The organism is Rhodococcus sp. WS1 (assembly GCF_003797745.1).
In the GTDB taxonomy this organism is placed as follows: Bacteria; Actinomycetota; Actinomycetes; order Mycobacteriales; family Mycobacteriaceae; genus Rhodococcus_F; species Rhodococcus_F erythropolis.
Genome location: NZ_RKLZ01000001.1, coordinates 2,232,681 through 2,259,248 on the forward strand (window position 1 = coordinate 2,232,681; position 26,568 = coordinate 2,259,248).

Genomic DNA, 26,568 nt, shown 5'->3' on the forward strand with positions numbered 1-26,568 from the left:
ATGCCGTTACCCATCCTGGTGGATAGTCTCGGTCCGGTATCCGGAGTTGTTCCAGAACAGTTGTTGTTCGACAACAGTCAGACGGCAGGAGTGATCGATGACCCGCAGACATATCGCCATGGTGAGCATTCCGGCACCTGGCCACGTCAATCCAAGCCTGGCGATCATCGCGCGTCTCGTCGCCGCCGGTCACCGCGTCACCTACGCCAACGACGAGTCGATGCGCGAGGTCATCGAGGCGACCGGGGCTGAATTCGCACCGTACGTCTCCACGCTGCCCAGCCTCGTTCCTTCCCCTGACGGCGCCGAACCGGAGAAGAGTTGGGATGGGGATCTGATCGATCAGTTGACGATTTTCCAGGACGACTACGAGGCGATGCTGCCGCAGCTGCGCCAAATCTACGACGACGACCGTCCCGACCTCTTTCTCTACGACATCGCCGGGATCCCCGCGCGAATACTGGCTCAGCAGTGGAACGTTCCCATCATCCAGTTGTCGCCGACGTATGTTGCCTGGGACGGCTACGAAGACGACGCCGCACCGATGTACGACGAGATTCGTTCCGATCCGAGAGGCGTCGACCTGCTCGATCGGGAGGCCCGGTTCTTCCGCGCCGAAGGCGTCGAGGTCGATCCGCGTGAGTTCACCGGACGCCCACCCCGTGCAATCGTGCTGATCGCAGAATCGATGCAGCCCAACGCCGATCGAGTGAACCGCGACGTCTACACGTTTGTCGGCCCCGCACTCGAACCGAGCAACCAACCCTGGGTGAACCCGGATCCCGAACGCAAGCTTGTGTTGATTTCGCTGGGTTCAGCCTTCACCGATCATCCGGATTTCTATCGCACCTGCGTCGAGGCTTTCGGCCCGACGGACGGCTGGCACGTCGTCCTCCAGATCGGAAAGCAGGTGCAGATCTCGGATCTCGGACCACTACCCGACAACGTCGAAATACACCGCTGGGTACCGCAGTTCGCGATTCTGCAGCAGGCCGACGCGTTCGTGACCCACGCGGGTATGGGCGGATCCAGCGAGGGACTCGTGACCGGCACGCCCATGATCGCGGTGCCGCAAGCCGTCGATCAGTTCGGCAACGCCGACTCACTCGTCGACGCCGGTGTCGCAGTACGCGTCGACGGCGCTACCGTCACGGCAGTAGAGCTTCGAGAGGCGCTGACTCGGGTGAGCTCGGACGAGTTCCGCCGACGCAGTGCAGAGTTGGCAAAAGAACTCGCAGCGGCGGGCGGTGTATCTCGTGCCGTCGAGTTGATCGAGGCCGCCCTGCCAGACAGCGGGCGGCGGTAGTGGTGGCTACCAGTGCCAGGCGTCGCCGCCCACGTTCTTGACGGTTCGCTGCAGAACCGTGATGGTGGTGACGAATTCTTCTTCGCTGATTCCCTGCATCCGCTCTTCCTGCAGCATCTGCTGTACCCGCGCGGCGCGATCGAACTGCTGGGTGCCCGCATCAGTAGGGAGAAGGACAGACTCGTCTTCACGCGCCCAGCCCAGGTCGAGAGCAGAGTCGACGGCCGCGTCGATCACGTCGGTTGATTCGTTCGGACCGATCGTTCGCAGGAGGACAGCTCGCTCCACCCCTTCAGGGTGCAGCGAAAGTTGGTGCAGGACCCACCACCCCGGCTGGGTCACGCCGATTGCTTCGAGCGCTCCGCGCGTGCGCGCGCGAATCGCTTCACCGGCGCGCGCTGTCCAGAATCCGATCGGCTGATTGGCCGGTGGCTGCATCGCTTGTTTGTTCATGGACACGACGATAAAACCTCAACGGAAGTTCAGGTCAACCACCAGCGAGGTGAAGTTCTACATATGTTGTGTGATTGCTCGGCCGATGATGCGGGCGGCGTCGGGGAACTCACCCGGGTTCGGTCCGGCGTAGTTGAGCCGCAAGAACTTTCCGGTCGGTTCTGCCGGGAACCAATCGTCACCGGCCCCGACGATGACGCCGGCCGACCGGCAGTCCTGCACGACACGTTCGAGATTCGTGGTGTCCGGGAGCCGAAGCCAGAGGTTGAGTCCGCCTTGCGGGACAGCGTCGAGGTGAGCGTCCGGCGCATGCTCGCGCAGACTCGACACGAGGAGGTCGCGTCTGGCCTCGAGTTGGTGACGAAGCCGGCGCAAGTGCGTGCGCCAGGCCGGCTGGGTCACGACGTCGAGCGCTACCGCTTGCAGCATCCCACTGACATACATCGAATCTGCCTGTGTATCAGCAAGAATCCGCTCGTAGGCCGGGCCTCGGGCGATCAATCCGGCAACTCGCACCGATGGCGACACGCTCTTGGTCAGTGCACGAAGGTAGACGACGTGTCCGCTGTCGTCGCGTGCAGAAATGGGGCTGGGATCTGCGGTGATTCCGAAGTCGAGCGCCGAACTGTCCTCGATGAGGAAGGCGCCGTGCCGACGGACGGTGTCGAGAACCTTGTCAGCCAACGACGGCGACCACAGCGCTCCCGTCGGGCTCGCGAAGCTCGGTTGTGCGTAGAACGCACGGGCACCGGTCTGTTCGAATGCACGCGAAAGCTCGTCGGGATCAGGACCGTTGGCACCACTGGAGATCGGAATGACCGTGACTCCGGCCTGGGCGGCAGCCAGGATCGCACCCCAGTAGGTCGGCGATTCCATGAGCAACGGACGCCCCTCCCCCACCAACGCGCGGAAGGACGTCGCAAGCCCACCCTGACTGCCGGGAAGTACAACCACGTCGTTCGGCCCCGGCGGAGTGATCCCGGCGGGAGTTGCGGAACCCAATTCGGAGGCAAACCAGGACTGCAGTTCCGGAAGCCCGGCGGCGAGGGGCCGATTGAACACGGCGTCGGTTCGCGTCGCCCTGGTGAAGGCTGCACGAACCAGACCTTCGGGCAACAGCTCTCGGGCCGGATAGCCGGAATGCAGCGCGATCACGTCGTTGGAGGTGGACTGCAGCGCAATAGGCAGCTGCAGACGATAGTTCGGCGATCCGAGCGCCGCTGTCTGCCACCCGTAGTCGTTGGGTCGCACGACGCGTGCGGCGCGTACGAAGGTCCCCACACCGGGACGAGCCTCCACAACCCCCTGAGATACCAGCGTTCGCAGCGCCTTCTGCACGGTGACCGGGCTCGCCCCGTGCAGGCTCACGAGCGACCGAGTGGACGGAAGCTTCGCGCCTGGAGGAGCCGTCGCGATCCATTCGCGCAAGGCTGCGACAATCCTCGAACTGCTATCATTGGACATGTCGAATCATAGTAGCGCTACTCCCCTCTCGCCGCTAGCGCTATCGCGAATCAATGTCCGTTTCCAGACCGAACCCTGAGGCGCCCTTCTCATCTGAAACACAAATCGCCCACCCGAACCGGAGAGGTACGTAACCGCGTGAACACACCCATCGATCAGGCCCGCAAGCTCGAGAATGTCAGGTACGACATCAGAGGACGAATTCTCGACAAGACCGAAGAACTCGAGGATCAGGGACACACGATCCTGCGACTAAACGTCGGCAATCCGGCCCCCTTTGGATTCGAAGCACCGGACGAAATCATGATGGCCATGATCCGCAATCTCCCTACCGCCCAGGGATATTGCGATTCTCGCGGACTGTATTCGGCGCGCACCGCGGTGGTCCAGTACTACCAGACGCGGGGTATCACCGACGTCACCGTCGACGAGATCTATCTCGGAAACGGCGTCTCCGAACTGATCACGCTGACGATGCAGGCGCTCTGCAATCCCGAGGACGAGATCCTGATTCCCGCTCCCGACTACCCCTTGTGGACGGCTTCGGTTTCACTTGCCGGCGGCACGCCGGTTCACTACCTCACCGATGAAAGCCAGGGCTGGGCACCGGACTTCGACGATCTGGAAGCCCGGATCTCTCCGCGTACCCGAGGGATTGTCGTCATCAATCCCAACAATCCGACGGGCGCCGTCTACTCGACGGAGGTGCTGCAACGCTTCGTCGACATTGCCCGCAAGCATGACCTGATGCTCTTCGCCGACGAGATCTACGAGAAGATCGTCTACGACGGCCGATCCATGACAAACCTTGCGTCGATGACCGGGCGAGACGTCTTGTGTCTGACGTACTCGGGGCTGTCCAAGGCCTACCGCGTCTGCGGGTTCCGAGCCGGATGGCTGGCCATCACCGGACCACTCGAGCGGGCGTCGAGTTTCATCGAAGGCATCAAACTGCTGGCCAACATGCGAATGTGTGCCAATGTGCCGGCGCAGCACGCGATCCAGACCGCACTCGGCGGACGCCAATCCATCGAGGACCTCCTGCTCCCGCAGGGCCGACTGACAGCACAGCGCGATCTCGCGCACAGCACGCTCAACAGCATCGACGGGATCAGCTGTCAGCAGGCCGACGGCGCGCTGTATCTGTTCCCGAAGCTCGACGTCGACAAGTTCGGCATCGTCGACGACGAGAGGTTCGTTCTCGATCTACTGGAATCGGAGAAGATTCTGGTCAGTCACGGCCGCGCGTTCAATTGGATCGAACCCGACCACTTTCGGTTGGTGACCCTGCCGAACACCGACGACCTCACGATCGCCCTCGAGCGTCTCGGCAACTTCCTCAGTTCCTACAGCCAGTAACCCGAGAACCGGGACGCCCCCACAAACGACTGAACGCCGACCGGATTTCCGGTCGGCGTTCAGTGGTGAAAATCAGCAGGCGATCAGGCAGTGACGATCGCGTCGAGTGCCGAGTAGAACAAGCCGAGTCCGTCGTCGCTCGGTCCGGTGAGAGCCTCGGTGGCGTGCTCGGGGTGCGGCATCAAACCGACGACGCGGCCGTTGGCCGAAGAGATACCGGCGATACGACGCTGCGAGCCGTTGGGGTTCTCCTCCGAGTAGCGGAAGACGACGCGGCCTTCACCCTCGAGTTCGTCGAGAACATTTTCGGAAGCCTGGAAGCGACCTTCACCCGACTTGAGCGGGATGAGGATCTGGGCGCCGGCCTCATAGCGTGAGGACCAAGCCGTGTTGTTGGCTTCGACCGTCAACCACTCGTCGCGGCAGATGAAGTGCAGACCCTGGTTACGGGTCAGGGCACCGGGGAGCAAACCTGCTTCGCAGAGGATCTGGAAACCGTTGCAGATGCCCAGGACCGGCATGCCGCCCTTGGCTGCTTCGACAACCTTGCCCATCGCGGGAGCAAAACGTGCGATCGCGCCGCAACGAAGGTAGTCGCCGTAGGAGAATCCGCCGGGAACGACAACCGCGTCGACACCCTTGAGGTCTGCGTCGCCGTGCCAGAGTTCGACAGCTTCACCGCCGGCCAGGTTGATGGCCCGAGCAGCATCGATGTCGTCGAGCGTGCCCGGGAACGTGATAACCCCGATACGTGCGCTCATGCCTCGACTCGCCTGACGGTCCAATCCTCGATCACCGTGTTGGCCAGCAGGCCTTCGGCGATCTTCTCGAGTTCGGCGTCTTCGACACTGCCGTCGATCTCCAACTCGAACCGCTTGCCCTGACGGACATCGGATACTCCTGCAAAGCCCAGGCGAGACAGTGCCCCGACAATTGCCTGTCCCTGGGGGTCGAGAATCTCGGCCTTGGGCATGACTTCGACGACGACACGGGCCACGTGCTGCTCCTCGGTACTAGTGCGCGAACCCGGAGTGAAACGCTCGGGTGATGGCCAGTTTACCGGGCGCACCCGAGATGGTTCGCATCGAGTGATCGGGGCGTGACGGCCAACACCCGCGAAACCCGCCTGCGAGTCACTCCAGGGCGGCGCATACTCGAAATCATGCGACTGACACATTTTGGCCATTCCTGTGTGCTCGTGGAGTTGAACGGATCGAAAATCCTCTTCGATCCCGGCAACTTCTCGCACGGATTCGAAGGCATCACCGGCCTCGACGCCATCCTCGTGACACATCAACACCCCGATCACGCCGACCCGGCGCGGCTGCCCGAACTGGCCGAAGCGAACCCCGACGCGGTGCTGTACAGCGATCCGCAGACGGCTGAGAAGCTCGGTGGGCGCTGGACGGGAGTCCGGCCGGGCGACCGGTTCAGCATCGGCGACGTCGAGGTGACCGGGACCGGCGGAGAGCACGCGATCATCCATCCGGACCTACCGATGATCGACAACACCGCGTTCCTCCTCGGCGACGCCACCAACCCGGCGCAGTTCATGCATCCCGGCGATTCCCTCTACGTCCCCGAACAGAAGGTCGACGTTCTTGCCCTTCCCGCCGCCGCACCGTGGCTCAAGATCTCGGAGGCCATCGACTACCTCCGTGCGGTAGCGCCGCGCGTCGCGGTTCCCATCCATCAAGCGATCATCCGCGACGAAGCCACAGGCATCTTCTACGGTCGCTACTCGGAAATGGCTGCCGACGGTACCGAGTTCCGAGTTCTCGGCGAGGAGTCGAGCGTCGAAGTCGCCTGATTCAGTCCTCACGCACTCACATCGACGACGATCCAGCCGGTGCTCGTCCCACCGGCCGCGTCGGTGAGTGTGTAGAGAATCCTGTCGGTGCCTGTCTTCGTTCCGGCCTCGAACACCACTTCGCCGTTTTCGAGCTTTACGGTGCCACCGAGAAGTGACGTCGCCTCGACCCCGGTTACCTTGATCGAATCTCCGTTGCTGTCATGATCATTCGCGGCGGCGTCGACGGTGACTGTGCCACCTGAGCGGATCTGCGCGGTGTCGAGTGCGGCGTACGGCGGGATCGGGCTTGTCGTGTACCGACCGACGTCGTCGAGTCGATCCGAGGCCACGTCGGCGGCATCGACGATGGCAGCGAATTCGGTGCCGTCGAAGCGCGAGAGGTCGTTGCCGTTCATGATGGTCGATCCCTCGGCGCCGCCGCCGTGATAGTCGTCGGCGTAGAAGTTGTGGCCCAACTCGTGGCGGAGAACGCGGCTGAAGTTGCCATCGGGCTCGGCCCCGACCTGCGCGTAGCTGTGATCGAGTTCGAACCTCGAGTAGTAGGCATTTCCGCCACCGGAAGCGCAGACGACAGTCGCCTGGTCGACGCTCGTGCCGACCTGATCGAACCACAGACCTTCCAACTGGTCGAGGTTTTCACAACTGCTCGAATACGGGTCACTCGCGGCATCGGCGCGAAGGACAACCCGACCCAGGATCGGTCGAATTCCGACGTCTCTGATCCAGATGGCAGCGGTTCGGGCCATTGATTCCTCGGCCCGATCCAGAGCGACGGCGGGACTGCCTGCGCCGTGCGCGGAGTACCACTCGCCACTGAGATCCAATCCCACCACGAACTGCTTCACCGTCTTGCCGACGCTTGCGGCCGAGGCCGACGCAATAGAGGTGTTCGGCCACTTGGGTTTTGCGTCGATCGGCGCCGTGCTGCGACCGACCACGTCGGATCCCACGAACTCGATCGAAGCACCACGATCGAAAATCACCTGCCCGCGCAGTGTTCCGGCGGAGTCGACGATGGCCGAGACGATTGCGTCCGGATGCCCTTCCACACTGCCGATGTACGAACGGGGCGCCGGGATCACCACATCGGTCAGTTCGCCGCCGCTTTCCTGTACGGCCATCGAGAAGTCGGATCCCCGCAGATTCATCTTGTGAAGCCGCAGTGCGAGTTGCTCACCTTCGTCGTCGACAGTTGCGGTGCGGGTGCCTTCGCTCGCACCGCCGTCGACACCGCCCGTCGGCAGCGTGTGAACCACGCCGGTCGGAGCGGCAGACGCAACTGCCGGGACGATTGCAGCACAGACGACTGCGCCCACAGAGAGAGCGACAAGACCCTCGGCCGACTTGGAGAACCCTCGTGCGCGCATGGTGAACCTCAACTTCGTCTACTAGCGGCAGATTAACTGCACGCACTGTAGCAGCGAAAAGGTTGGGCGACGCCATACTCGAATTCAACGTCCACTTTATGCGACTTTGACCTAATCGGCCCTACTGCCTGCAAGGAACGGGATAAATGCGAAGAGTCTGCCTGCTCGGGCAACCCGGACACACGGCACCATCTCGCAGCTATCGAATGGTTGCCAATGACCGAATTCAGGCAGCGCCGAGTTCCTGCGACGGGGAGTTCCATCGGTATACCTGCGAGGTGGCCTCATGAAAAAGCGCGAGGTCCACAGCGTCGAGAACAGCCTGACGTGGGCCCTCGTTTCCCAACTGCTTGGCAGTAATCGACAATCTGACCAGTCCCCCACGCTTGGCGGCGCGCCCGGCTCCGAGAACCAATGCGCGACACCACCACGGCTCGGCCTTGAAGCCCTCGCCGATACCGAAAACCCTTCCCCGCTGCAAGGTTCCACGGGTCAGATCGTGTACTGCGCCGAGGCCTGCCATCGTCCGAAAGCCGGTCTCCGGCAACACCGACATGGCACCAGGCGACGCCACCCAGCGCGGCGGTGCGAACACCCGGGTCCTAAGACCTGCATGCTCGAGTACCCGATCCGCAGCGAGTAGTCGCAGTTTTGCCTCGTGCTTCGACAGAGTGGCGAACTCGGCTCGACGACGCTTGGTCGCGGCCTGGTCGTAGCCGTGCAGAACGATGGCGTCGCCGTGCTCACGACGCTCACGCAGCCAGGCCGTCGTCACCGCGTCGTCGGCCAGTCGGTATTTGTCCTTCAGTCGCGGCGCCACCAGGAGCGACAGGCGGACACCTCGAGCGTCCATCTCGTCTGCGAATCCGGCAGCGAGATAACATGTCTCGTCTCTGATTCCGGATACCGACACGATCAGTTCTGCGGACATACTCCGATAGTGGCAGCTGTGGGTGAACAGCACACTGCCGCCGGATGATCATCCGGCGGCAGTTTTCAGCACAGCTACTAGTTCTTCGGAAGCGCAGCTACTAATTCTTGGGAAGCGCGGCTACTAATTCTTGGGAAGCGCGGCTTCGATGGCGGCGACAACCTCGGGAGCGTCAGGTTCGGTCCGCGGACGGAAGCGGTTGACGACGGTGCCGTCCGGTCCGATCAAGAACTTCTCGAAGTTCCACTGGATGTCGCCCGCAGCGCCTTCGGCGTCGGCAGCCTTGGTGAGTTCGGCGTACAGCGGATGCTGGTTCTCGCCGTTCACCTCGATCTTCTCGAGGAGCGGGAACGTGACGCCGTAGGTAGTGGAGCAGAACGTCTCGATCTCTTCGGCGGTACCCGGTTCCTGCCCCATGAACTGGTTGCACGGGATGCCGATCACGGTCAGACCGCGATCGGCGTACTCGCTGGCCAGCTTCTCGAGCGCCGAGTACTGCGGGGTCAGTCCACACTTGGATGCCACGTTGACCACGAGCACGGCACGGCCGTCGTATTCACCCAACGAGGTGGGCACGCCACCGAGGGTGTTGATCGCGATGTTCTGTACTGGAGTTGTCATAGGTCCAACTTAGCGACTCTTGCCGACTGCCAGTTCTCGCCCACTGCTACTTCTCGTCCACTGCTACTTCGATGCTCCGAGGATGCGATCGAGGTCGTCCAGAACGGTGAGGCCGCCGAGCGGTCCGACGCCCGTGATCCAGTAGGACATGTCGACCAGATGTGGGTTCGGGAAGAATCCGGCGTTGTCCGCCACGGCCTTCGGCATCGTGCTGGCATCTGCCGGCTTCGCGGAGGTGACCAGGATGAGGTCGGCGTTGGCTCCGGAGACGAATTCCGGGGAGAGGTCGACGGAGATCGAGTTCTCCCAGTCGCGTGCGGGAATCGTGAGTCCCGCGCATTCGAGAGTGCTTCCGGCAAACGACGTGGGTCCGTACAGCGTCAGAACGTCGTCGCGTGGACGGATGAGCTGAGCGGTCTTGCCCTCGGTGCTGTGCTTGCTCGCCACTTCCTCGCAGCGTGCCGTGTAGTCACCGAGCAGTTCGCCTGCCTGATCGGTCTTGTTCAACGCCTCTGCGACGAACTGGACGTTGTCCTGCCACGGATCGGTCTGGGTCGCCATGTAGACGGTCGGCGCGATGGCAGCGAGTTGCTCGTACAGATCACCGTGCCGCGATTCCGTTCCGATGATCAGGTCCGGGCTCAGTGCGACGATCTTCTCGAGGTTCGGCGCCGCGACGGTGCCGACCATCTCGATCTCCGCGGCCTTCTCACCGAGGTACGCCGGAACACCGGTCGTCTCGCTGAGGACCGCGGTGCCCACGGGAATCACGCCCAGCGCTACCGACGTGTCGAGCTGAACCGGCTCGAGCACGACAACTCTCTGCGGATCCATCGGTACGTCCGTGGTTCCGCGGGCATGGGTGACCGCGTGCACGGTGTCGGCGGACTGACTGTCGGTATCCGTCTTGTCGTCACTGCCACACGCCGTTGTCGTTGCCACGATGGCGGCGAGGACAAAACCACCCAGCACGTACTTCGCCCGCGAGTTACTGCGTTTCATTCCCAACACTCCTGTTACCGACTGCTTTCGACCGTCACAGCCACGCGCATTCACCACGGCTGAGCAAAGGATTCACCATCCAATAGTCTGGTGAGCCTAACCTACGAGACTGGAGCCTCATCATGTCTTCCCTTCCCTGCCACACCTGCAGCGACGGTGTCCTGGGGAAGGCATCTATGCAGTGCTTTCCGGAATTTGTCGCCAATCCGCAAACCAGTCGACGCCCTCACGCCTGTACACGGCAGTCGTCGACCGCCGGCGAACCGATGGTCGGTCGCGCCGGAATGACACATCTGTGGGTGTTGATCGAGCACCCCGGCCCCTGGCCGGCGTCCGCTCCTGACGACGTTCTCCCAGTCGCACTCACCGAAAAAATCTACGCAGCGCAGGGTCGTATCCGCCTCGTGGTGATCCGGCGGCCCCGCAACCGCCGAGTCCTCACCCCGATGTGCGTACTCGCCTGGACGGACGGCACACGTCAGTGGATGCGGGAAGGGTCGGTCGACCGATACGAGGACCTGTCGGTACTGCCGTTCGAATCGATGGCCACCGGTGTGGAACCCGACTTCGGCCGCTCCCGCACGGAACCGCTCTTCGCGGTCTGCACACATGGAAAGAAGGATGCGTGCTGCGCGGAACTCGGTCGCCCGGTCGTGTCGGCGCTGAACGCGGCACAGATCGCAGATGTGTGGGAATGCAGTCACATCGGCGGAGATCGATTCGCGGCCAACATGATTGCGTGGCCCGCCGCAGTCTATTTCAGCCGACTGGACGGCAACTCCGCGATCGATGCAGCCGAAAAATACCAAGCCGGAGAATTGGAGCTGCTGCACCTGCGCGGCCGAGCGGCACTGTCACAGGCCGCTCAGGCCGCCGAACACGCAGTCCGACGCGTTACCGGCATCGTCGCGACGGACGCACTCGAGAGTGTCGCCGAGAGCGTCGACGGAGAACATACGACTGTCGATCTTCGATTGGAGGCGAGAGACTTTCGCGTGGTCGTTCGACCCGGCTCTCCAGGGCAGCCGTTCCGACACGATTGTGGTTCCGGAGGAACTGTCGAATGGAACGGATGGATCGTAGAACACCTTCACGAGCAATCGCACTGACCATTCGATTCCGGCCCAACTGCCCGGCAGGCCATCGAACCGAGATTTGCGCGGACTGACAACACTTCGAATCAGGTCGCGATGAAGGATCGACGCCCCTGGTGATTACAGCTTGCATTCTTCCCATGACCACCGCACTGACGCCGAATGCCGTTTCCCGGTCTGCAGATCCGATCAAGAGTGAGGTCGACTACGAAACACTGGCAGCAAAATTCCGTCCGATCTTCGCGGACATCGCACAAGCCGTCGTCGAACGCGAACGCGATCACGTGCTTCCCTTCCAACAGATCGACGCACTCAAGAAAGCAGGCTTCGGCGCCGTTCGGGTGCCGACAACACACGGTGGATCCGGCGCGAGCATCCCGCAATTGATCCGGTTACTAGTCGAGTTGTCGAGCGCCGATTCCAACATCACCCAGGCACTGCGCGGTCATTTCGCGTTTGTCGAAGACCGACTGGTCGCCGACCCCGGGCCTGAGCGTGACACCTGGCTCCGACGCTTCGCGGAGGGACAGTTGGTCGGCAACGCGTGGACCGAAATCGGCGACGTTGCATTGGGCGAAGCCAACACCAAGGTCTCGCCCGCACCCGATGCCGACCATTTCCTGGCGAACGGGGCAAAGTTCTACAGCACGGGTTCCATTTTCGCCGACTGGATCGACCTGTACTCGCAGCGCACCGACACCGGCGCATTCGTGATCGCCGCAGTCGAAGCGAGACAACCCGGTGTCACACACAGTGACGACTGGAACGGGTTCGGCCAGCAGACGACTGGCTCCGGCTCGTCCGTCTACGAGAACGCAATAGTCCAGCCGGAGAACATCTTCGATTTCTCGACGCGATTCAAATACCAGACCGCGTTCTACCAACTGTTCCATCTCGCCACTCTCGCCGGCATCGCCAAGGCTGCGACCACCGAGATCTCTCGTCGAGTCGCCTCTCGTACTCGAACCTTCAGTCACGGCAACGCTCCGAGATACGCGCAGGATTCGCAGATCCAGCAAGTTGTCGGCGAGGTGTCCTCGGCTGCCTTTGCAGCCGAGGCCGTGGCGCTGCACGCAGCACAGTCGTCCCAATGGGCATACGAAGCCGCATTCTCCGGCTCGCCGGAGGAAGAGAAAGCCGCCAACATCGCAGCCGAAATCGATTCGGGGCGAGGGCAAGTCGCCTCGATCGGACTCGTCGTTCCAGCCACGGCCAAGATCTTCGACGCACTCGGCGCTTCCGGAGTGAGCCGCGACCTCGATCTCGATCGGTTCTGGCGCAACGCGCGCACCGTGGCCAGTCATAATCCGGTCGTCTTCAAATCCAAAGTTGTCGGCGACTACGAAATCAACGGAACCGAACCGATTTACGTGTGGGCCATCGGGACTGCACCGACCGAAAAGGATGTACAGGCATGACCGTGACCAGTGAAACCGAAGTCTTCGTCGGCGTTCCCGACACATCCGAAGGCTGGATCGACCGCGCTCGCGAGGTGAGCAACGTCCTTGCCGTCGACGCGCTCGCCCGCGACCGAGCCGGCGAACCACCGTTCCGAGAAGTCCAGCTGCTCAAGGACAGTGGTCTGGTGACACTGCTGGGTCCGATCGAGTTCGGCGGCGGTGGGCAGCGATGGGAGACCGCCTACAAGGTGGTTCGGGAGATCGCGCGCGCCGACGGCTCGATCGGGCAACTGCTCGGGTATCACTACCTGTGGGCATGGGCAGCCAGATTGGTCGGAACCGATCCGCAGATCTCCGCGGTCGAGGAGCTGTACACGAGCAACCGATTCTTCTTCGGCGGCGCAGTGAATCCTCGAGATACCGACCTCACCGTCGTGGACCGCGGAGACACCCTGGTGTTCAACGGTGTGAAGTCGTTTTCCACCGGCGGACGAGTCACCGACCTCACGGTGCTCGAAGGAATCATCGACGGAACTGCGACGCATGTGTTCGCTATCGTGCCGACTGCTCAGGACGGCATAGTCTTCCGCGGCGATTGGGACAACCTCGGGCAGCGCCTCACCGATTCGGGCAGTGTCGAGATCAACGACGTCGAGGTCGACTGGGCAAGTGCGGCAGGCTTTGTCGACAAGGAATTCCAACCTCTGGTCTACAACACCCTGAACTTCCCCGCGATCGAGATCGTGTTCGCGAACTTCTACCTCGGGATCGCCCGTGGCGCACTGGACACTGCGGCCGAGTACACCCGAACCCGTACGCGTCCATGGCCGTACGGCGGTGACAACCGCGAAATCGCAACCGACGAGTGGTACCTCCGTGAGGGCTACGGCGACTTGCAATCGAAGCTGTGGGCGGCGGAGGCCTTCGTGGATCAGGTCAGCCGTGAGGCCGACGCCGTGCTCCACGACGCTCGCGAAAACCTCACCGAGCAGGCTCGCGGCGACCTCGCCGTACGCATTGCGGCCGCAAAACTTCGCGCCGCCGACGTCTCCTTGGAGATCAGCAACAAGATCTTCGAACTGACCGGTGCCAGAGCCACGTCCAACGATGTCGGCCTGGATATCTACTGGCGCAACATCCGGACGCATACCCTTCACGATCCGCTCGCGTACAAGCGCCGTGAAGTCGGTAGTCGTTTTCTGACCGGCGAGATTCCCGAACCCACCTGGTACACATAGCACCCACGAACAGAAAGAGACCGTCGCACGGTTGGTGCGGCGGTCTCTTTCATCGTTACGACCAGGATCACTGATCGTAGATCGGGTTCCGCGCCTGCTGTGCGGTCAAACGTTCAGCAGAGCGGAAGTATCTAGTGATGGCTCACAAATGACTGCTTGGTGCCGGTCGGAGCCGTTTCGAGTTTGTGCTGCTCTTCTTCGTCCTCGTCGTCGAGCATCGTGGCTTCGTTGAACGGAATCTTCCCGTCGAGCACCTCGATGACGCGTTCCTTGTCGATCGTCTTGGTCCACGCGCCGACCAGGAGAGTCGCGACCGCATTGCCCGAGAAGTTGGTGATCGCTCGCGCTTCCGACATGAAGCGGTCGATTCCGACGATGAGTCCGACGCCGTCGAGAAGCTCGGGGCGATGGCTCTGAAGTCCGCCGGCCAGCGTGGCCAGACCGGCGCCGCTGACTCCCGCAGCGCCCTTGGAGGCGATGATCATGAACACCAGCAGCGAGAGCTGTTCACCGAAGGCGAGCGGCTGTCCCATGGCGTCGGCGATGAAGATCGAGGCCATCGTCAGGTAGATCGCGGTGCCGTCGAGGTTGAACGAGTAGCCGGTGGGAACGACGATGCCCACCGTGGTGCGCTCGACGCCGACGTGCTCCATCTTGGCGATCAGACGCGGCAGTGCCGATTCGGAGGACGACGTGGCGAAGATGAGCAGGTACTCACGGGCCAAGTACTTGACCAGCTTGAAGATGTTGAATCCGGTGACCGCGCGCAGCAGCGTTCCGAGAACACCGAAGACGAAGATCAGGCAGGTCAGGTAGAAGCCGATCATCAGGGTTCCGAGCTGGACGACGGCGTTCAAACCGGTCTGGCCGACGACGCTGGCGATGGCGCCGAAAGCACCGATCGGGGCGAGCCAGAGAATCATCGTCAGGATCTTGAACACGAGCTTCTGGATGTATCCGACGGCCTTGAGAATCGGCTCACCCGACTTGCCGAGCGACTGGATCGCGAAGCCGACCAGAAGGGCGACGAACAGAGTCTGCAGCACGCTGCCGGCGGTGAGGGAGGACAGCATCGACGTCGGAATGATGGACGCGATGAAGTCCCAGGTACCGCCCGCGCTGTGGGCCTGATCTGCAAGCTTGGCCACGGAGGCCGCGTTGGGCGTGATGTTCAGGCCACTGCCCGGGTTGAGCAGGTTGCCGACGCCCAGGCCGATCGCGAGTGCGATGGTGGACATCCCGATGAAGTAGGCGAGTGCGAGGCCGCCGACCTTGCCGACCTTGGCCGCAGCTCGAACCGAGCCGATGCCGAGCACGATGGTGCAGAAGATGACCGGGCTGATCATCATCTTGATCAGGCTGACGAACAACGTGCCGAGTACACCGACGGACTTACCGAACTCGGGTGCGAGCCAACCGACGAGGATGCCGCCGATAACCGCGACGATGACGCTCATGTAGAGCCAATGCGTCTTGTCGCGCTTTGCCTTGGTGCCCTCGGGCTGTGGGGAACCGTCTACTGTCCCTGTTGCCGTGCTGCTCATGGGGTGTCCTTTGGATCGGATATCTGTGAAGTGATCGGGATCACTTCGAGTCGTGGAGAATTCTTGTTGCAAACAGGTGGGCCCGGAAGTTTGTGTTCATTACGTTCAGGAGGCGCTCGATGGTCGAACGAAAGACCGGCCGACGTATGAGCGTCGCCAGGCAGATCCTGCTCCTGCAATTGGCGTTGTTGGCGCTGGTCATCGGCGTGGGGGCCGCGCTCGCAGTTGTCGACGAACGCCGAGACAGCGACGACGCGATCCGCAGGCAGGTGAGCTCGATAGCGCAGACTCTCGCCCTGTCGGATTCGACGGCGGCCGCCCTGACGAGTCCGGACCCGACCGCGATTCTGCAACCACAGACCGAGAAGATCCGACAGGCAACCGGCGTCGATTTCATCGTGGTGATGGCGCCGGATCGCACTCGGTTCACCCACACGAGCCCGGAGCTGATCGGTCAACTGTTCAACGGAAACATTGACCGCGCACTCGCCGGCGTGACCTTCACGGAGACGTACGCCGGGTCACTGGGGCCGTCGATCCGCGCAGTCACTCCTGTCTACGATTCCGGCGGAACCCTGGTCGGTCTGGTTTCTGCCGGTGTCACCCGCGAGCAGATCAGCAAGCAGTTCGCCCAAAGTGTTCCGGTCATCCTGTTCGTTGCCGGCGGCGGTCTTCTTGCCGCCCTCCTGAGTTCACTTCTGGTGAGCCGACGCATCAGGCGACAGACCCTGGGAATGGCTCCGGACGAACTGCGCACCATGTACGAGCACCACGACGCCGTACTGCACAGCATCGGTGAGGGTTTGGTGGTGATCGGGCAAGGCCGAAGCAAAGACGCGAGAGTGGACATCGTCAACGACGAAGCACGTCGCCTCCTCGATCTACCGGACGGGCCCGTGCCACTTTCATCCATCCCCGAGACCATGCGGGTCGACGACGCCTCTCCCGCGAAGGATCAAGTGCACCTCACCGACAAGCGTGTGCTGGTGGTCAACCAACACCCGGTTGAGTGGGAGGGCAACAGAATTGGCACCGTGCTGACAATTCGCGATCACACCGAACTTCAGAACGTACTCGGGGAATTGGATTCGGTACGTAGTTTTGCCGAGTCGCTTCGATCGCAAGCCCACGAGAGCGCAAATCGTCTGCACACGATCATCACGATGGTCGAGTTGGGGCGAAACGAGGACGCAGTGGCCTTCGCCACCAACGAATTGCGGGTGTCCCAACAGCTGATCGATCGTCTGATGAATGCGGTCCACGAGCCGGCGCTGGCCGCACTACTGCTCGGGAAAATGAGCGAAGCGACCGAACGCGGGGTCGACCTGACCATCACGGAAGACACCGCGCTCGGTCCGGTTCCTTCGCTCAATGCACGCGAGTTGGTCACGCTGGTCGGCAATCTCGTGGACAATGCTATTGACGCATCGCGCGCGAGCGAGTCTCCGTGGGTGGAAGTGACGGTAATGGAAGAGGATTCGATGATGGTTGTTGCCGTCGCCGACAGCGGCCCGGGAATGACACCCGAAGCACTCGAAAAGGCCAAGGGCCGTGGCTACTCCACAAAATCCGGCTCTCGCGGACTCGGTCTCGCACTGGTCTCTCAAGTCGTGAAACGGCATGGCGGCACGCTCACCAGCGAGCCGGCGATGGGCTCCATGCTGGTTGTCCGTATCCCGCTGCGCGAGGCGGAAGCACCGAGATGATCCGTGTACTGATAGTCGACGACGAACCGTTGATCGCGCAGGCACACCGTTCCTACGTCGAGCGTGTGCCGGAATTCGTGGTCCACGGCGTGGTTCATTCCGGGAACGCCGCCGTGCGTGCAGTTACGGCGGCCAATGCCACCGACCAGCCCATCGACCTGGTCCTGCTCGACATCGGGTTGCCCGACGCCAGCGGTCTCGACGTGGCCTCCGCCCTGGGCGGGTTGCGGCCCAGTCCGGACATCATCGCGGTTACCTCGGCGCGCGATCTGGAGGTGGTCCGAAGCGCCGTGGCTCGCGGGATCGTCCTCTATCTTCTCAAGCCGTTCACTTTCGCAGCATTCCGCGACAAGCTCGAGCGCTACCTCGAATATCGTGCAGCACTTCCCGCTGGAGAGTCTGCGGTCAGTCAACACGACATCGACCGCGCGATGTCCGCGCTACGAACGTCCGACGATCGAGCAGCGGCACCGAAAGGCTTTGCGTCTCAAACACTCGGGCTCGTCGCAGCGTCTGTCCGGGATTCTGAGGGACCCGTGACCGCTGCAGAGGTGGCAGCATCGGTCGGCGTGTCCCGGGTGACAGCCTGGCGCTACCTGGAAAAGCTGGCAGACGACGGCATGCTCACCCGGGAGACCGAGTACGGGCGCGCTGGGCGCCCTCAGGTTCGTTACCGCAGAACCTGATTGACACAGAAGCTAGTTTGCGCCGACCGTGTCGAGAACCCAGGCGAACTCGAATGCGACCTCTTTCCACTTCTCGTACCGACCGCTGACACCGCCGTGTCCGGCGCTCATCTCGGTCTTGAGAAGTAGCGGAGCATCACCGGTCTTCGTGGCGCGCAGTTTCGCGACCCACTTGGCCGGCTCCACGTACAGAACGCGGGTGTCGTTGATGCTCGTGATCGCAAGAATGGCGGGATAGTCCTTGGCTTCCACGTTCTCGTACGGGCTGTACGAGCGCATGTAGTCGTAGACGTCCTTGTTGTGCAGCGGATCTCCCCATTCGTCCCACTCGATGACCGTCAACGGCAGCGACGGATCGAGAATCGACGTCAGCGGGTCGACAAACGGAACATTGGCGAGAATGCCGGCAAACAGTTCCGGAGCGAGATTGGCGACAGCCCCCATCAGCAATCCACCCGCACTACCGCCGTCGGCAACCATCCGATCGGCCGCCGTGACACCGGTGTCGATCAAATGCTTTGCGCACGAGACAAAATCGGTGAAGGTGTTCTTCTTCGTGAGCGTCTTGCCGTTTTCGTACCAGTGACGACCCATCTCGCCGCCGCCGCGCACGTGTGCGACCACGAAGACGACGCCGCGATCGAGCAACGACAAGCGGGCAACCGAGAACGACGGGTCGATGCTCGCCTCGTAGGAACCGTAGCCGTACAACAGCAGCGGCGCGGGACCTTCCGGCGCACCTACGCGCCTCACGATCGAGAGCGGAATGCGGGTTCCGTCGTCGGCCACTGCCCAGTCGCGACGCTGCTCGTAATTACTCGCATCGAAGTCACCGAGAACAGGCTGCGACTTACGCAGTGCCAGTTCACCACTGGCGACGTAGTAGTCGTACACCTGCCCGGGAGTGATGAACGACGTGAAGCCGAGTCGGATGGTGGGCTGCGCCCATTCCGGATTGGACCCCATACCGATGCTGAAGAGTTCTTCGTCGAAGTCGATTTCGTGACGCTCACCGTAGCCGTCATCCGTCAACGGCCACACGGCAACCCGAGTGAGCGCCTCGCGGCGGTAGCTCAGGACGAGGTGTCCGGCAAAGGCTTCGGCTTCTTCCAGACGAACGTCTGCGCTGTGCTCGATCAGCGTCGTCATGTTCGTCGGATCCGACACAGGAGCTTCCACCAACACGAAGTTCTCGGCCTTGACTCCGTCCACGACGTCGTTGTGGAGGATCAGGAAGCGGTCCTCTCCCCCGATCACTGCGTGTTCAGCGCCGTACTCGACGCCCTCGCGACGCGGGATGATGACGCGGAAGTCGCCTTCCGGGTTCGCCGATTCCAGCATCCAGCCTTCGCTGGTCACCTTGGAACCGACCCAGATCATCAGGTACTTCTCACTGCGGGTAGACCCCACCGAAACCCAGTACCGTTCGTCGGGCTCGTGGAACACCGAAACATCTTGACTCTGCGGCGTTCCCAGCTTGTGACGCCACACGGTGTCCGGACGCCAGGAATCGTCGACCGTCATGTAGAAGACGTGACTGTGGTCGATCGCCCAGGTGGCGCCAGGCGCGGTATCGGGAATCTCGTCGGCGAGCATCTCATCGGTCTCGAGGTTCTTGAACCGCAAGGTGTACCGCTCGTCGCCGACGATGTCCACCGAGTACGCGAGCAACGTGCCGTCCTCGCTGATGGAGAACGCGCCGAGCGAAAAGAACTCGTGCCCTTCGGCTTCGACGTTGCCGTCCATGAGGATCTGCTCGCCCGCCAGCTCGACGCCGGGCGTCAGGTTGGGCGGAGTCCAGTCGTCTTCACCGGCGATGGGGCACCGGCACTGGACGGTGTACGACTTGCCTTCCACGCTGCGCGAGTAGTACCACCACTTGCCCATGCGAGTGGGCACCGACATGTCGGTTTCCTGCGTCCGCGACTTGATCTCCTGGAAGATCTTCTCGCGCAACGGCTCGAGCGCGGCCGTCTGCTCGTCGGTGTACGCGTTTTCGGCTTCGAGGTATGCGACTACCTCGGCGTTGTCCTTGTCCCGCAGCCACTCGTAGTCATCGACGAACGTGTGTCCGTGATGGGTACGTTCGGCGGGGACCTTCTTTGCGACCGGCGGGATCAGGCTCATGCGCTGGGACCGACCCAATCGTCGAAGGACAGACCGGAAATGCGCTCGTACGCCTCGATGTAGCGTGCCCGAGTCGCGTCGACGATCTCCTGCGGCAACGGCGGCGGTGTCGTGTCCGAGCTACGGTCCCAGCCGGATTCGGGGCTCGTGAGCCAGTCGCGCACGAACTGCTTGTCGAAACTGGGCTGCACCTTGCCCGCTTCGTAGCCTTCGAGAGGCCAGTAGCGCGACGAGTCGGGGGTGAGCACCTCGTCGGCGAGCACGAGGTTTCCACCGGAGTCGAGACCGAATTCGAGCTTGGTGTCCGCAAGGATGATTCCGCGATCGGCCGCGAAGTTGGAGGCGCGGGCATAAACGTCGAGAGTGTCCTCGCGAAGCTGCACTGCCAGCTTCTGGCCGACCTTCTCCACTACCTGATCGAAGCTGATGTTCTCGTCGTGATCCCCGAGAGCTGCCTTGGACGCCGGGGTGAAGATGGGGTCGGGCAGCCGCGACGCCTCGACGAGGCCCTCGGGCAACGCGACGCCGCACACTGCGCCGGTGTTGTTGTAGTCGACCAGGCCGGAGCCGGTGAGGAAGCCACGAACGACGCATTCGACGGGAACCATGTCGAGGGAGCGCACCACGAGAGCGCGGCCGAGAACCTCTTCCGGGATGCGATCGTCGTCGGGCTCGCCGGCCAGGTGGTTGGTGCCACCGAGGACGTTGAAGAAGAACACGCTCATCGCGGTGAGCACGCGACCCTTGTCCGGGATCGGCGTGCTGAGCACGTGGTCGTAGGCCGAGATCCGATCACTCGCGACAAGCAGCAGATGCTCGTCGTCGATCGTGTAAAGGTCACGGACCTTGCCACCGGCCAGATGAGTGTAGGAATCAAGTGTAGGACGCACCCGGTCACCCTATCGGGCGTTCGCAGTTCGTACAGAACCCCGGTAGCCGGGACAGGTGAGCGTCCTCGCCGTTCGGAGAGCTGTCCGCCCTGCTCATCCGGATATGCAGGTGGCCCCTCGCCAGCAGGCGAGAGGCCACCGTCACAGTCGATGAACTACTGGTTTGCGGGCAGCTTCGACAGGCCCTCGTCGATCGAATCCAGCGTCAGAAGAGCCGTCTGATAGGTCGCGGCCAGCGAATGCTGGACCTGGACGACGTTGCCGGCCTTCACTGCGGGCAATTCCTTCCACAGCTCGGAATTGACCAGCTCCTGCAACTGCGGAGACATCGAGCCGTCGGCGTTGAGGCCGTAGACGATCACGTCGACATTTCCGAGATTTTCGCCGATCTTCTCGATGGATACCTGTTCGACGTGGATGTCGGCGGGGGTGCCGGGGAACTGCAGTCCGAGTCCGTCGAAGAGATTGGTCGTGTACGAAGACGCGTACTCGCGTGAGAAGGTGCCGGCCTCGGGCTTGCAGACGTTGCACACGCCGCCGAAGGTCAACGAGCCGAGCTTGTCCTTGTACTTCGCGGCCAGTTCGGCGGTTTTGGCGTCGTAGTCGTCCTTGAACTCGCCGTAGGTGTCGGAGACATTCGCGGCATCGGCGAACTGCTCGCCCAGCACTCGCCAATCAGCAGGAACCGTCGGTCCCAGGAAGACGACGGGAGCGGCCGCCTTGAGCTGCGCCATGTCCAGCTGGCTTTCGACACGAGCGGGAACACCCATGATGATCAGATCGGGCTCGGCAGCGACGATTCCCTCGTAGTTGAGCTGGGAGACGTTGCCGTCGGGCGCGACCTTCGGCAGAGCTTCGTAAGCGGCCTTGGTCTTGTCGTCCATGTTGCCGAGTTCACGGGTCCACTCACATACTGCTGCCAGGTTCGCTCCCGCCTGAATCAGCGGCAGAACTGCGTATCCGCAGGCCACGATCCGCTGCGGGTCGCTCGGGATCTCGATGGATCCGTTCTGTGCCTCGAAGACACGGGTCTGCGAGCTCGCGGCTGTCGTCGACGATTCGGACGACGCCTCCTCGGAGTTGCTGCAGCCGGCGACGCCGACCGCCAGCGCAGCTGCTGCGCCGATCACCACTGCGCGGCGAAACCACGACAGACCTTGAACCCGCATGTTGAACTCCATCTGAACGCACCGGACTGCTCCGGAATTGATTTGGTGAGGCTAACCAATATCAGGGCACTGGACCTTTACACAAACACAGGTCTCGAGGAATGAACTGCGCCTCCCGAGTCACTCACGCTCACAGCAGCACGCCTCCCACTGAGAGGGAGCAAAGCAAGATTCCTCTCGAATCGGACACGCGAACTCGCTACCTTGCCTTCGCGATACCTCATCGACCAGCCACTCTCTCCGCTCGACGAAGGGCTCACACATGTCCCGATCCACGCGCACGTGCTCGCTACGGTCTGCCGCGGCCATTGCGTTGACCAGTAGCTTTCTCATCACCGGTTTCGGCGCCTCGATCGCGCACGCCGAACCTGCCCCCTCGGCTCCACAGTTCGGCTCACTGGATTTCGGATCCAGCAACTTCGGCAGTGCCGAGCAAACCCCAGATGCTCCGCGGCTGAACGGGATCGACAATTTCCGCGATGTCGCAGGCACCGGCGCCGGATACTCGGGAACTCTCGGTCTGCCCGTGAACAAGGGAGTCTTCTACCGCGCGAACGCGATCACGCCCAAGGGCGATGACATGAGCATTCTCGAAAAGCTGGGACTGACAAAGGTTTACGATCTGCGCACGGAACCCGAGATCGCCAGCAAGCCGGATGTCCTGCCCGACGGGGTTGCGTACGAGAACATTCCGATCCTGTCCGGGAACATCGCCGAGATGGTCGCGAAGATCAAGTCCCCCGATGACTCACGATCGATGATGCAGGACATGAACCGCGCCTTCGTCACCGGAGCGACGGAGCGAGCCGGGTTCGCACAGTTGCTCACGGGCCTCGCGGAAACCGAAGGCGCACAGGTCTTCCATTGCACTGCAGGTAAAGACCGCACCGGCTGGACGTCGTTTCTGCTGCTGAGCATCGCCGGTGTCGACCGCTCGGTGATCATGAACGACTACTTGCTGACCAACGAATACACAGCCGAAGGCATGAAGGCCACGCGCGCGGGCATCGCGGCGAGCCTGGGCGAACAGATGGCCGTCAACATGGAGCCCCTGTTGGGTGTCGAGGCAAGCTATCTCGATGCCGGCCTCGCCCAGTTGGACCAGACCTACGGGTCGGTCGATCGTTACCTGACCGAGGGCTTGGGTCTGAGTCCGGCGACCGTCATGACGCTCAAAGCCAAACTGCTGGGCTGAGCGACCCAGCTGCCCCGGGTTCGACGAGGGGTCGAACCCGGGCACGTGGACTTTCTCTGCCCGCGCCGTGCCGGATGCGCCGCAGCGTCCCGTGCGTCAGCGCGATACGGCGATCACGTTGTTTCGGTACGCCCAGATGACGATCTGCACACGGGTACGCACCTGCAGCTTCTTGCAGATGTTGCTGATGTGCGACTTCACCGTGCTCTGCTCGAGGCTGAGGGAATCTGCGATGTCGTTGTTTCCCAAGCCTTGTGACAGCAACTGCACCACATCCATTTCACGCGCGCTGAGACCGTGATCCGATCCGGAGCGCGCCGTGGACATCGGTGCCGGTTTGCGCCTCGCGAACTCCACGATCAGTCTCGACGTCAATCTCGGAGAGAGCACCGAGCCACCCTCGGCCACGGTCAGCACTGCCGACGAGAGCTCCTCGGGATCGGCGTCTTTGAGCAGGAACCCTGCGGCGCCACTGTCGAGCGCCTCGAAAACGTACTCGTCGAGATCGAACGTGGTGATCACGACGACGCGGGTCGCCGGAAACTCGGCAAGGACCTCTCTGGTCGCGGTCAACCCGTCACCGTGAGGCATTCGGATATCCATCAGTACGACGTCCGGACGCAGTGCACGCACCTGCTCGTACGCCTCGACTCCCGTCTTGGCATGCCCGACGACGCGAATCTCGGGGTGGCCGGAGAGAAACAGTTCGAACCCCTGCCGTACCACCTGCTGGTCGTCTGCAATAAGGACGTCGATCATGCGTTGATCCTCCCGTTCACCGGCACCAGTGCCTGCACAGCCCACTCACCTTCCGAATTCGGTCCGGCGTCCAGTTGACCACCCATGAGTGTCGCGCGTTCGCGCATTCCCACAATTCCGAGGTTTTGCCCGTCGGAGGACGGACGAGCATTCCCGAGCGTATTGATCACCCGGACTCTCACCGCACCGGCTTCTCGGCTCAGACATACCTTGGACTCGCTACCCGGCGCATGGCGAAGGACGTTCGACAACGCCTCCTGGACGATGCGGTAGCACGTCAACTGGACTCCGCTGTCCAGGTCGTCGAAGCGGCCGACCTTCTCGAGCGAGATCGACGAGATGGTGCGCCTGCAGTCGTCCACCAACTCGTCGATGTCGGAGACCATAGGCGTCGGGAAATCGGGGTCTTCCTCACCCAGACGGAGGATCCCCACGATCTGCCGCAAGCTGTTGAGGGCCCGCTGCCCCTGCTCGATGACGCCGCCCAGGAGGGCTTGCGCTTGTTCGGGATTGCTCGAGAAGAACTTGTCGGCGGCACGGGCCTGGATGATCATGCCGGTCATGTGGTGAGCCGCGACGTCGTGCAACTCACGTGCCATGTCCTGCCGTTCGGCGACAACGGCATTCGCGATCTTGCGTTCGCGGTCCCGGTGCAGATCCGCTACCGCCTGACTGTTCTCCACTGCTTGCTTTCGCAGACGCGCGACGATCTTTCCCATGGCGGCGACGACCAGAAAACTCGTGACGGTGTTTGCCGCCGGCTCGAGGAACAGGTGGGGCAACTCCCCCACCTGAACCTCTGCGACCGTCAGCCCGTCCCGCTCGGTGAGATACAACGCCAAGATCACGTCCATCGCCATTCCGAGGACCAGCAGTCCGACCAGGCGCATGCCGCTCACCCGGATGGACACTGCCATGATCGCGAACCAGAAAAGCGGCGTGGCCCCCAGCGATCGACTGCCGAGGAAGAGCATCAATCCGCCGGATCCTGCCAACGTCAGGAGGTAGTACGCGATCGGGTACCGCCGGCGCGCACACGCCACAACGGTCAACACCGTCAGGAAACCCATGATGCCGACGACGGTTCCCGGATCGCTCAGCACTCGATTGCTCGTCTCGGGTTCAGTCTTGAGACTGGCGAGACCGAACACCCACGGCACACTCAGCAGGCCGACGATCACGGCCGCCGTGGCCGGGTTGTTCAGGTTGAAACGTCCCCACCCTCGCGATGCCAGGGCTTGCCCCGAGACATTCTGACCAGCCGAGTCGAACATCCACTCCCCATTCCGCATCCGATGATTGACGTTCATGGTGGCATGCGCGCACCACTTGGTCCCACATTCGACGAACGTGAAGGGAATGTTCGATTCTCGGCTACAACCAAAGGACTAGTTCGGGGTGAAAGCACTAGTACTTATGGATCAGCTGAACTGCTCGACCAACCGGTTCACCATGTTGGTTGCGCTGTAGTAGTCGAGACGGAAGGTATCGAGCCCCACGGCATAGACATGGTGATCACGAATTGCCGGATGCTGCGCCAACAGGGGAAGTGCCTCGACCGCTTTCACCGCACCGTCGTCGGCGCTGACCAAGATCAGGGTGTTGCCCGCGATACCGTCGTAGAGGTTCTCGGCCGAGACCTGAATGATGTCCTTGCGCTTACCCATGGATTCACTGCTCTTCGCAGACTCGGGAATGTCGGCGACCGTGAAACCCATCGCCGTGAGCAACTTCGCCTGCCCGGACTCGTGCGTCCAGATATTGGCGCCGCTGCCGTCCTCGTAGTAGACGAGCGCGGTGGTCGGCTGCGGGGGAAGTGTGATCTTGGCCTTCGCTGCCTCTACTGCGCTGTCGAATTTCGCGACCGTGGCCGCTGCGTTGTCTTCGAGACCTGTCGCTTCACCCAGCACGGCGGCCACTTCCTGCCAACTACTTCCGCCGTAGTCCACCACTATTGTCGGAGCGATGGCCGTGAACTGTTCGTACAGATCGACGACGGAGTCACCTCCAGTCGCCGAGACGACGATGAGGTCCGGGTTCTGGGCCAGAACGGATTCTGCGTTCGCTCCGCCCATCGGCAGCACTGCGAGTCCACGTTCTCGAGCTATGTCGCCCCACTGTGTGAACAACCCCTGCGCATCCGATACGTCGGTGTTCGGTCCCGTCGATGCGGTAGCCACCACCGGAGCGTCGATCGACAACAGCGTGCCCGTCAGCGTCACACTGGTCGAGACGATCCTCTCCGGCTTCGACGTGATCTCCACCGGCCCCTTCGGCGTTTCCACCGTGCGGGGCCAATTACCCTGCGATGCAGCCGAATCAGCACCGGAATCGGCATCCGCAGAACTACATCCGGCGAGAGCGAACCCTGCCACCAAGACTGCGGAGAGCACCTTCAAGGCGCGCGATTTTTTCATTGTGACGCCCACTGGCGGACCACTCCT

Annotated in this window: 24 protein-coding genes; 9 read left to right on the plus strand and 15 right to left on the minus strand. The window is 62.3% G+C overall.

The features are described from left to right. Positions 1-97 precede the first annotated feature (97 nt). Positions 98-1,306, plus strand: coding sequence for a macrolide family glycosyltransferase (locus EEB12_RS10340; protein ID WP_141487730.1), 1,209 nt, complete (start codon positions 98-100; stop codon positions 1,304-1,306). Between the two features lie 6 nt (positions 1,307-1,312). Here EEB12_RS10340 and EEB12_RS10345 read toward each other — a convergent pair whose 3' ends face one another. Then, the gene (locus EEB12_RS10345; RefSeq protein WP_019747080.1) at positions 1,313-1,759 is read right to left on the minus strand and encodes a hypothetical protein; all 447 of its coding nucleotides are present in this window, start codon (positions 1,757-1,759) and stop codon (positions 1,313-1,315) included. A gap of 57 nt (positions 1,760-1,816) precedes the next feature. Next, a complete protein-coding gene (locus EEB12_RS10350; protein WP_141487731.1) occupies positions 1,817-3,223 on the minus strand; it encodes a PLP-dependent aminotransferase family protein in 1,407 nt (468 codons plus the stop codon). Between the two features lie 138 nt (positions 3,224-3,361). Here EEB12_RS10350 and EEB12_RS10355 point away from each other — a divergent pair, with 138 nt between their 5' ends. After that, positions 3,362-4,582: a pyridoxal phosphate-dependent aminotransferase gene (locus tag EEB12_RS10355; protein ID WP_141487732.1), complete on the plus strand. Its 1,221-nt coding sequence runs from the start codon at positions 3,362-3,364 to the stop codon at positions 4,580-4,582. Between the two features lie 83 nt (positions 4,583-4,665). On the opposite strand, the gene purQ is transcribed toward EEB12_RS10355, so the two are convergent. Continuing rightward, complete coding sequence (gene purQ / locus EEB12_RS10360; RefSeq protein WP_019747077.1) at positions 4,666-5,343, minus strand: phosphoribosylformylglycinamidine synthase subunit PurQ; 678 nt, start codon at positions 5,341-5,343, stop codon at positions 4,666-4,668. Beyond that, on the minus strand, positions 5,340-5,579 hold the full coding sequence (gene purS / locus EEB12_RS10365) for a phosphoribosylformylglycinamidine synthase subunit PurS (protein ID WP_003945817.1): 240 nt from the start codon (positions 5,577-5,579) through the stop codon (positions 5,340-5,342). The genes purQ and purS overlap by 4 nt, the downstream gene beginning before the upstream one ends. Positions 5,580-5,744: 165 nt before the next feature. On the opposite strand from purS, the gene EEB12_RS10370 reads away from it, so the two are divergent. After that, complete coding sequence (locus tag EEB12_RS10370; protein WP_029254557.1) at positions 5,745-6,392, plus strand: MBL fold metallo-hydrolase; 648 nt, start codon at positions 5,745-5,747, stop codon at positions 6,390-6,392. Positions 6,393-6,400: 8 nt separating this feature from the next. Here the strand turns inward: EEB12_RS10370 and EEB12_RS10375 are convergent, their stop codons facing one another. The 4 genes from EEB12_RS10375 to EEB12_RS10390 all read right to left on the minus strand — a co-directional run bounded on the left by EEB12_RS10375 (position 6,401) and on the right by EEB12_RS10390 (position 10,316). Beyond that, positions 6,401-7,762: an Ig-like domain-containing protein gene (locus EEB12_RS10375; RefSeq protein WP_141487733.1), complete on the minus strand. Its 1,362-nt coding sequence runs from the start codon at positions 7,760-7,762 to the stop codon at positions 6,401-6,403. A 226-nt stretch (positions 7,763-7,988) separates the two neighbouring features. Beyond that, entirely contained in the window at positions 7,989-8,693 is a 705-nt protein-coding gene (locus EEB12_RS10380) for a DUF2334 domain-containing protein (RefSeq protein WP_019747074.1), read from the minus strand. A gap of 123 nt (positions 8,694-8,816) precedes the next feature. Then, positions 8,817-9,314 carry a glutathione peroxidase gene (locus tag EEB12_RS10385; RefSeq protein WP_003945816.1) on the minus strand — a complete coding sequence of 166 codons (498 nt, stop codon included), beginning with the start codon at positions 9,312-9,314 and terminating at the stop codon, positions 8,817-8,819. 63 nt (positions 9,315-9,377) lie between these two features. Beyond that, positions 9,378-10,316: an ABC transporter substrate-binding protein gene (locus EEB12_RS10390; protein ID WP_020906375.1), complete on the minus strand. Its 939-nt coding sequence runs from the start codon at positions 10,314-10,316 to the stop codon at positions 9,378-9,380. A gap of 122 nt (positions 10,317-10,438) precedes the next feature. Between EEB12_RS10390 and EEB12_RS10395 the strand changes: the two genes are divergently transcribed. The 3 genes from EEB12_RS10395 to EEB12_RS10405 all read left to right on the plus strand — a co-directional run bounded on the left by EEB12_RS10395 (position 10,439) and on the right by EEB12_RS10405 (position 14,048). Then, complete coding sequence (locus tag EEB12_RS10395; RefSeq protein WP_250885132.1) at positions 10,439-11,425, plus strand: sucrase ferredoxin; 987 nt, start codon at positions 10,439-10,441, stop codon at positions 11,423-11,425. A gap of 125 nt (positions 11,426-11,550) precedes the next feature. Continuing rightward, entirely contained in the window at positions 11,551-12,828 is a 1,278-nt protein-coding gene (locus tag EEB12_RS10400) for an acyl-CoA dehydrogenase family protein (protein WP_020906373.1), read from the plus strand. Continuing rightward, complete coding sequence (locus EEB12_RS10405) at positions 12,825-14,048, plus strand: acyl-CoA dehydrogenase family protein (RefSeq protein WP_019747070.1); 1,224 nt, start codon at positions 12,825-12,827, stop codon at positions 14,046-14,048. The genes EEB12_RS10400 and EEB12_RS10405 overlap by 4 nt, the downstream gene beginning before the upstream one ends. A gap of 131 nt (positions 14,049-14,179) precedes the next feature. Here the strand turns inward: EEB12_RS10405 and EEB12_RS10410 are convergent, their stop codons facing one another. Beyond that, positions 14,180-15,592, minus strand: a complete 1,413-nt coding sequence (locus EEB12_RS10410) for a C4-dicarboxylate transporter DctA (protein WP_003945501.1) — start codon at positions 15,590-15,592, stop codon at positions 14,180-14,182. A 119-nt stretch (positions 15,593-15,711) separates the two neighbouring features. Between EEB12_RS10410 and EEB12_RS10415 the strand changes: the two genes are divergently transcribed. Together EEB12_RS10415 and EEB12_RS10420 are read left to right on the plus strand one after the other, a co-directional pair. Continuing rightward, the gene (locus EEB12_RS10415; RefSeq protein ID WP_019747069.1) at positions 15,712-17,298 is read left to right on the plus strand and encodes a sensor histidine kinase; all 1,587 of its coding nucleotides are present in this window, start codon (positions 15,712-15,714) and stop codon (positions 17,296-17,298) included. Then, positions 17,295-17,984 carry a response regulator gene (locus EEB12_RS10420; protein ID WP_003945570.1) on the plus strand — a complete coding sequence of 230 codons (690 nt, stop codon included), beginning with the start codon at positions 17,295-17,297 and terminating at the stop codon, positions 17,982-17,984. Before EEB12_RS10415 ends, EEB12_RS10420 begins: the two co-directional genes overlap by 4 nt. A gap of 12 nt (positions 17,985-17,996) precedes the next feature. On the opposite strand, the gene EEB12_RS10425 is transcribed toward EEB12_RS10420, so the two are convergent. The 3 genes from EEB12_RS10425 to EEB12_RS10435 all read right to left on the minus strand — a co-directional run bounded on the left by EEB12_RS10425 (position 17,997) and on the right by EEB12_RS10435 (position 22,182). Further along, the gene (locus EEB12_RS10425) at positions 17,997-20,111 is read right to left on the minus strand and encodes a S9 family peptidase (RefSeq protein WP_141487734.1); all 2,115 of its coding nucleotides are present in this window, start codon (positions 20,109-20,111) and stop codon (positions 17,997-17,999) included. Next, positions 20,108-21,001 carry a phosphoribosylaminoimidazolesuccinocarboxamide synthase gene (locus EEB12_RS10430; protein ID WP_019747067.1) on the minus strand — a complete coding sequence of 298 codons (894 nt, stop codon included), beginning with the start codon at positions 20,999-21,001 and terminating at the stop codon, positions 20,108-20,110. The genes EEB12_RS10425 and EEB12_RS10430 overlap by 4 nt, the downstream gene beginning before the upstream one ends. 155 nt (positions 21,002-21,156) lie before the next feature. Then, a complete protein-coding gene (locus EEB12_RS10435; protein ID WP_141487735.1) occupies positions 21,157-22,182 on the minus strand; it encodes an ABC transporter substrate-binding protein in 1,026 nt (341 codons plus the stop codon). 250 nt (positions 22,183-22,432) lie between these two features. Here EEB12_RS10435 and EEB12_RS10440 point away from each other — a divergent pair, with 250 nt between their 5' ends. After that, entirely contained in the window at positions 22,433-23,365 is a 933-nt protein-coding gene (locus EEB12_RS10440; RefSeq protein ID WP_134998382.1) for a tyrosine-protein phosphatase, read from the plus strand. A 96-nt stretch (positions 23,366-23,461) separates the two neighbouring features. Here EEB12_RS10440 and EEB12_RS10445 read toward each other — a convergent pair whose 3' ends face one another. The 3 genes from EEB12_RS10445 to fepB all read right to left on the minus strand — a co-directional run bounded on the left by EEB12_RS10445 (position 23,462) and on the right by fepB (position 26,541). Then, the gene (locus EEB12_RS10445) at positions 23,462-24,124 is read right to left on the minus strand and encodes a response regulator transcription factor (RefSeq protein ID WP_019747064.1); all 663 of its coding nucleotides are present in this window, start codon (positions 24,122-24,124) and stop codon (positions 23,462-23,464) included. After that, complete coding sequence (locus tag EEB12_RS10450; RefSeq protein WP_258537475.1) at positions 24,121-25,434, minus strand: sensor histidine kinase; 1,314 nt, start codon at positions 25,432-25,434, stop codon at positions 24,121-24,123. Before EEB12_RS10450 ends, EEB12_RS10445 begins: the two co-directional genes overlap by 4 nt. A 111-nt stretch (positions 25,435-25,545) precedes the next feature. Then, complete coding sequence (fepB, locus tag EEB12_RS10455) at positions 25,546-26,541, minus strand: Fe2+-enterobactin ABC transporter substrate-binding protein (protein WP_030534669.1); 996 nt, start codon at positions 26,539-26,541, stop codon at positions 25,546-25,548. Positions 26,542-26,568: the final 27 nt, after the last annotated feature.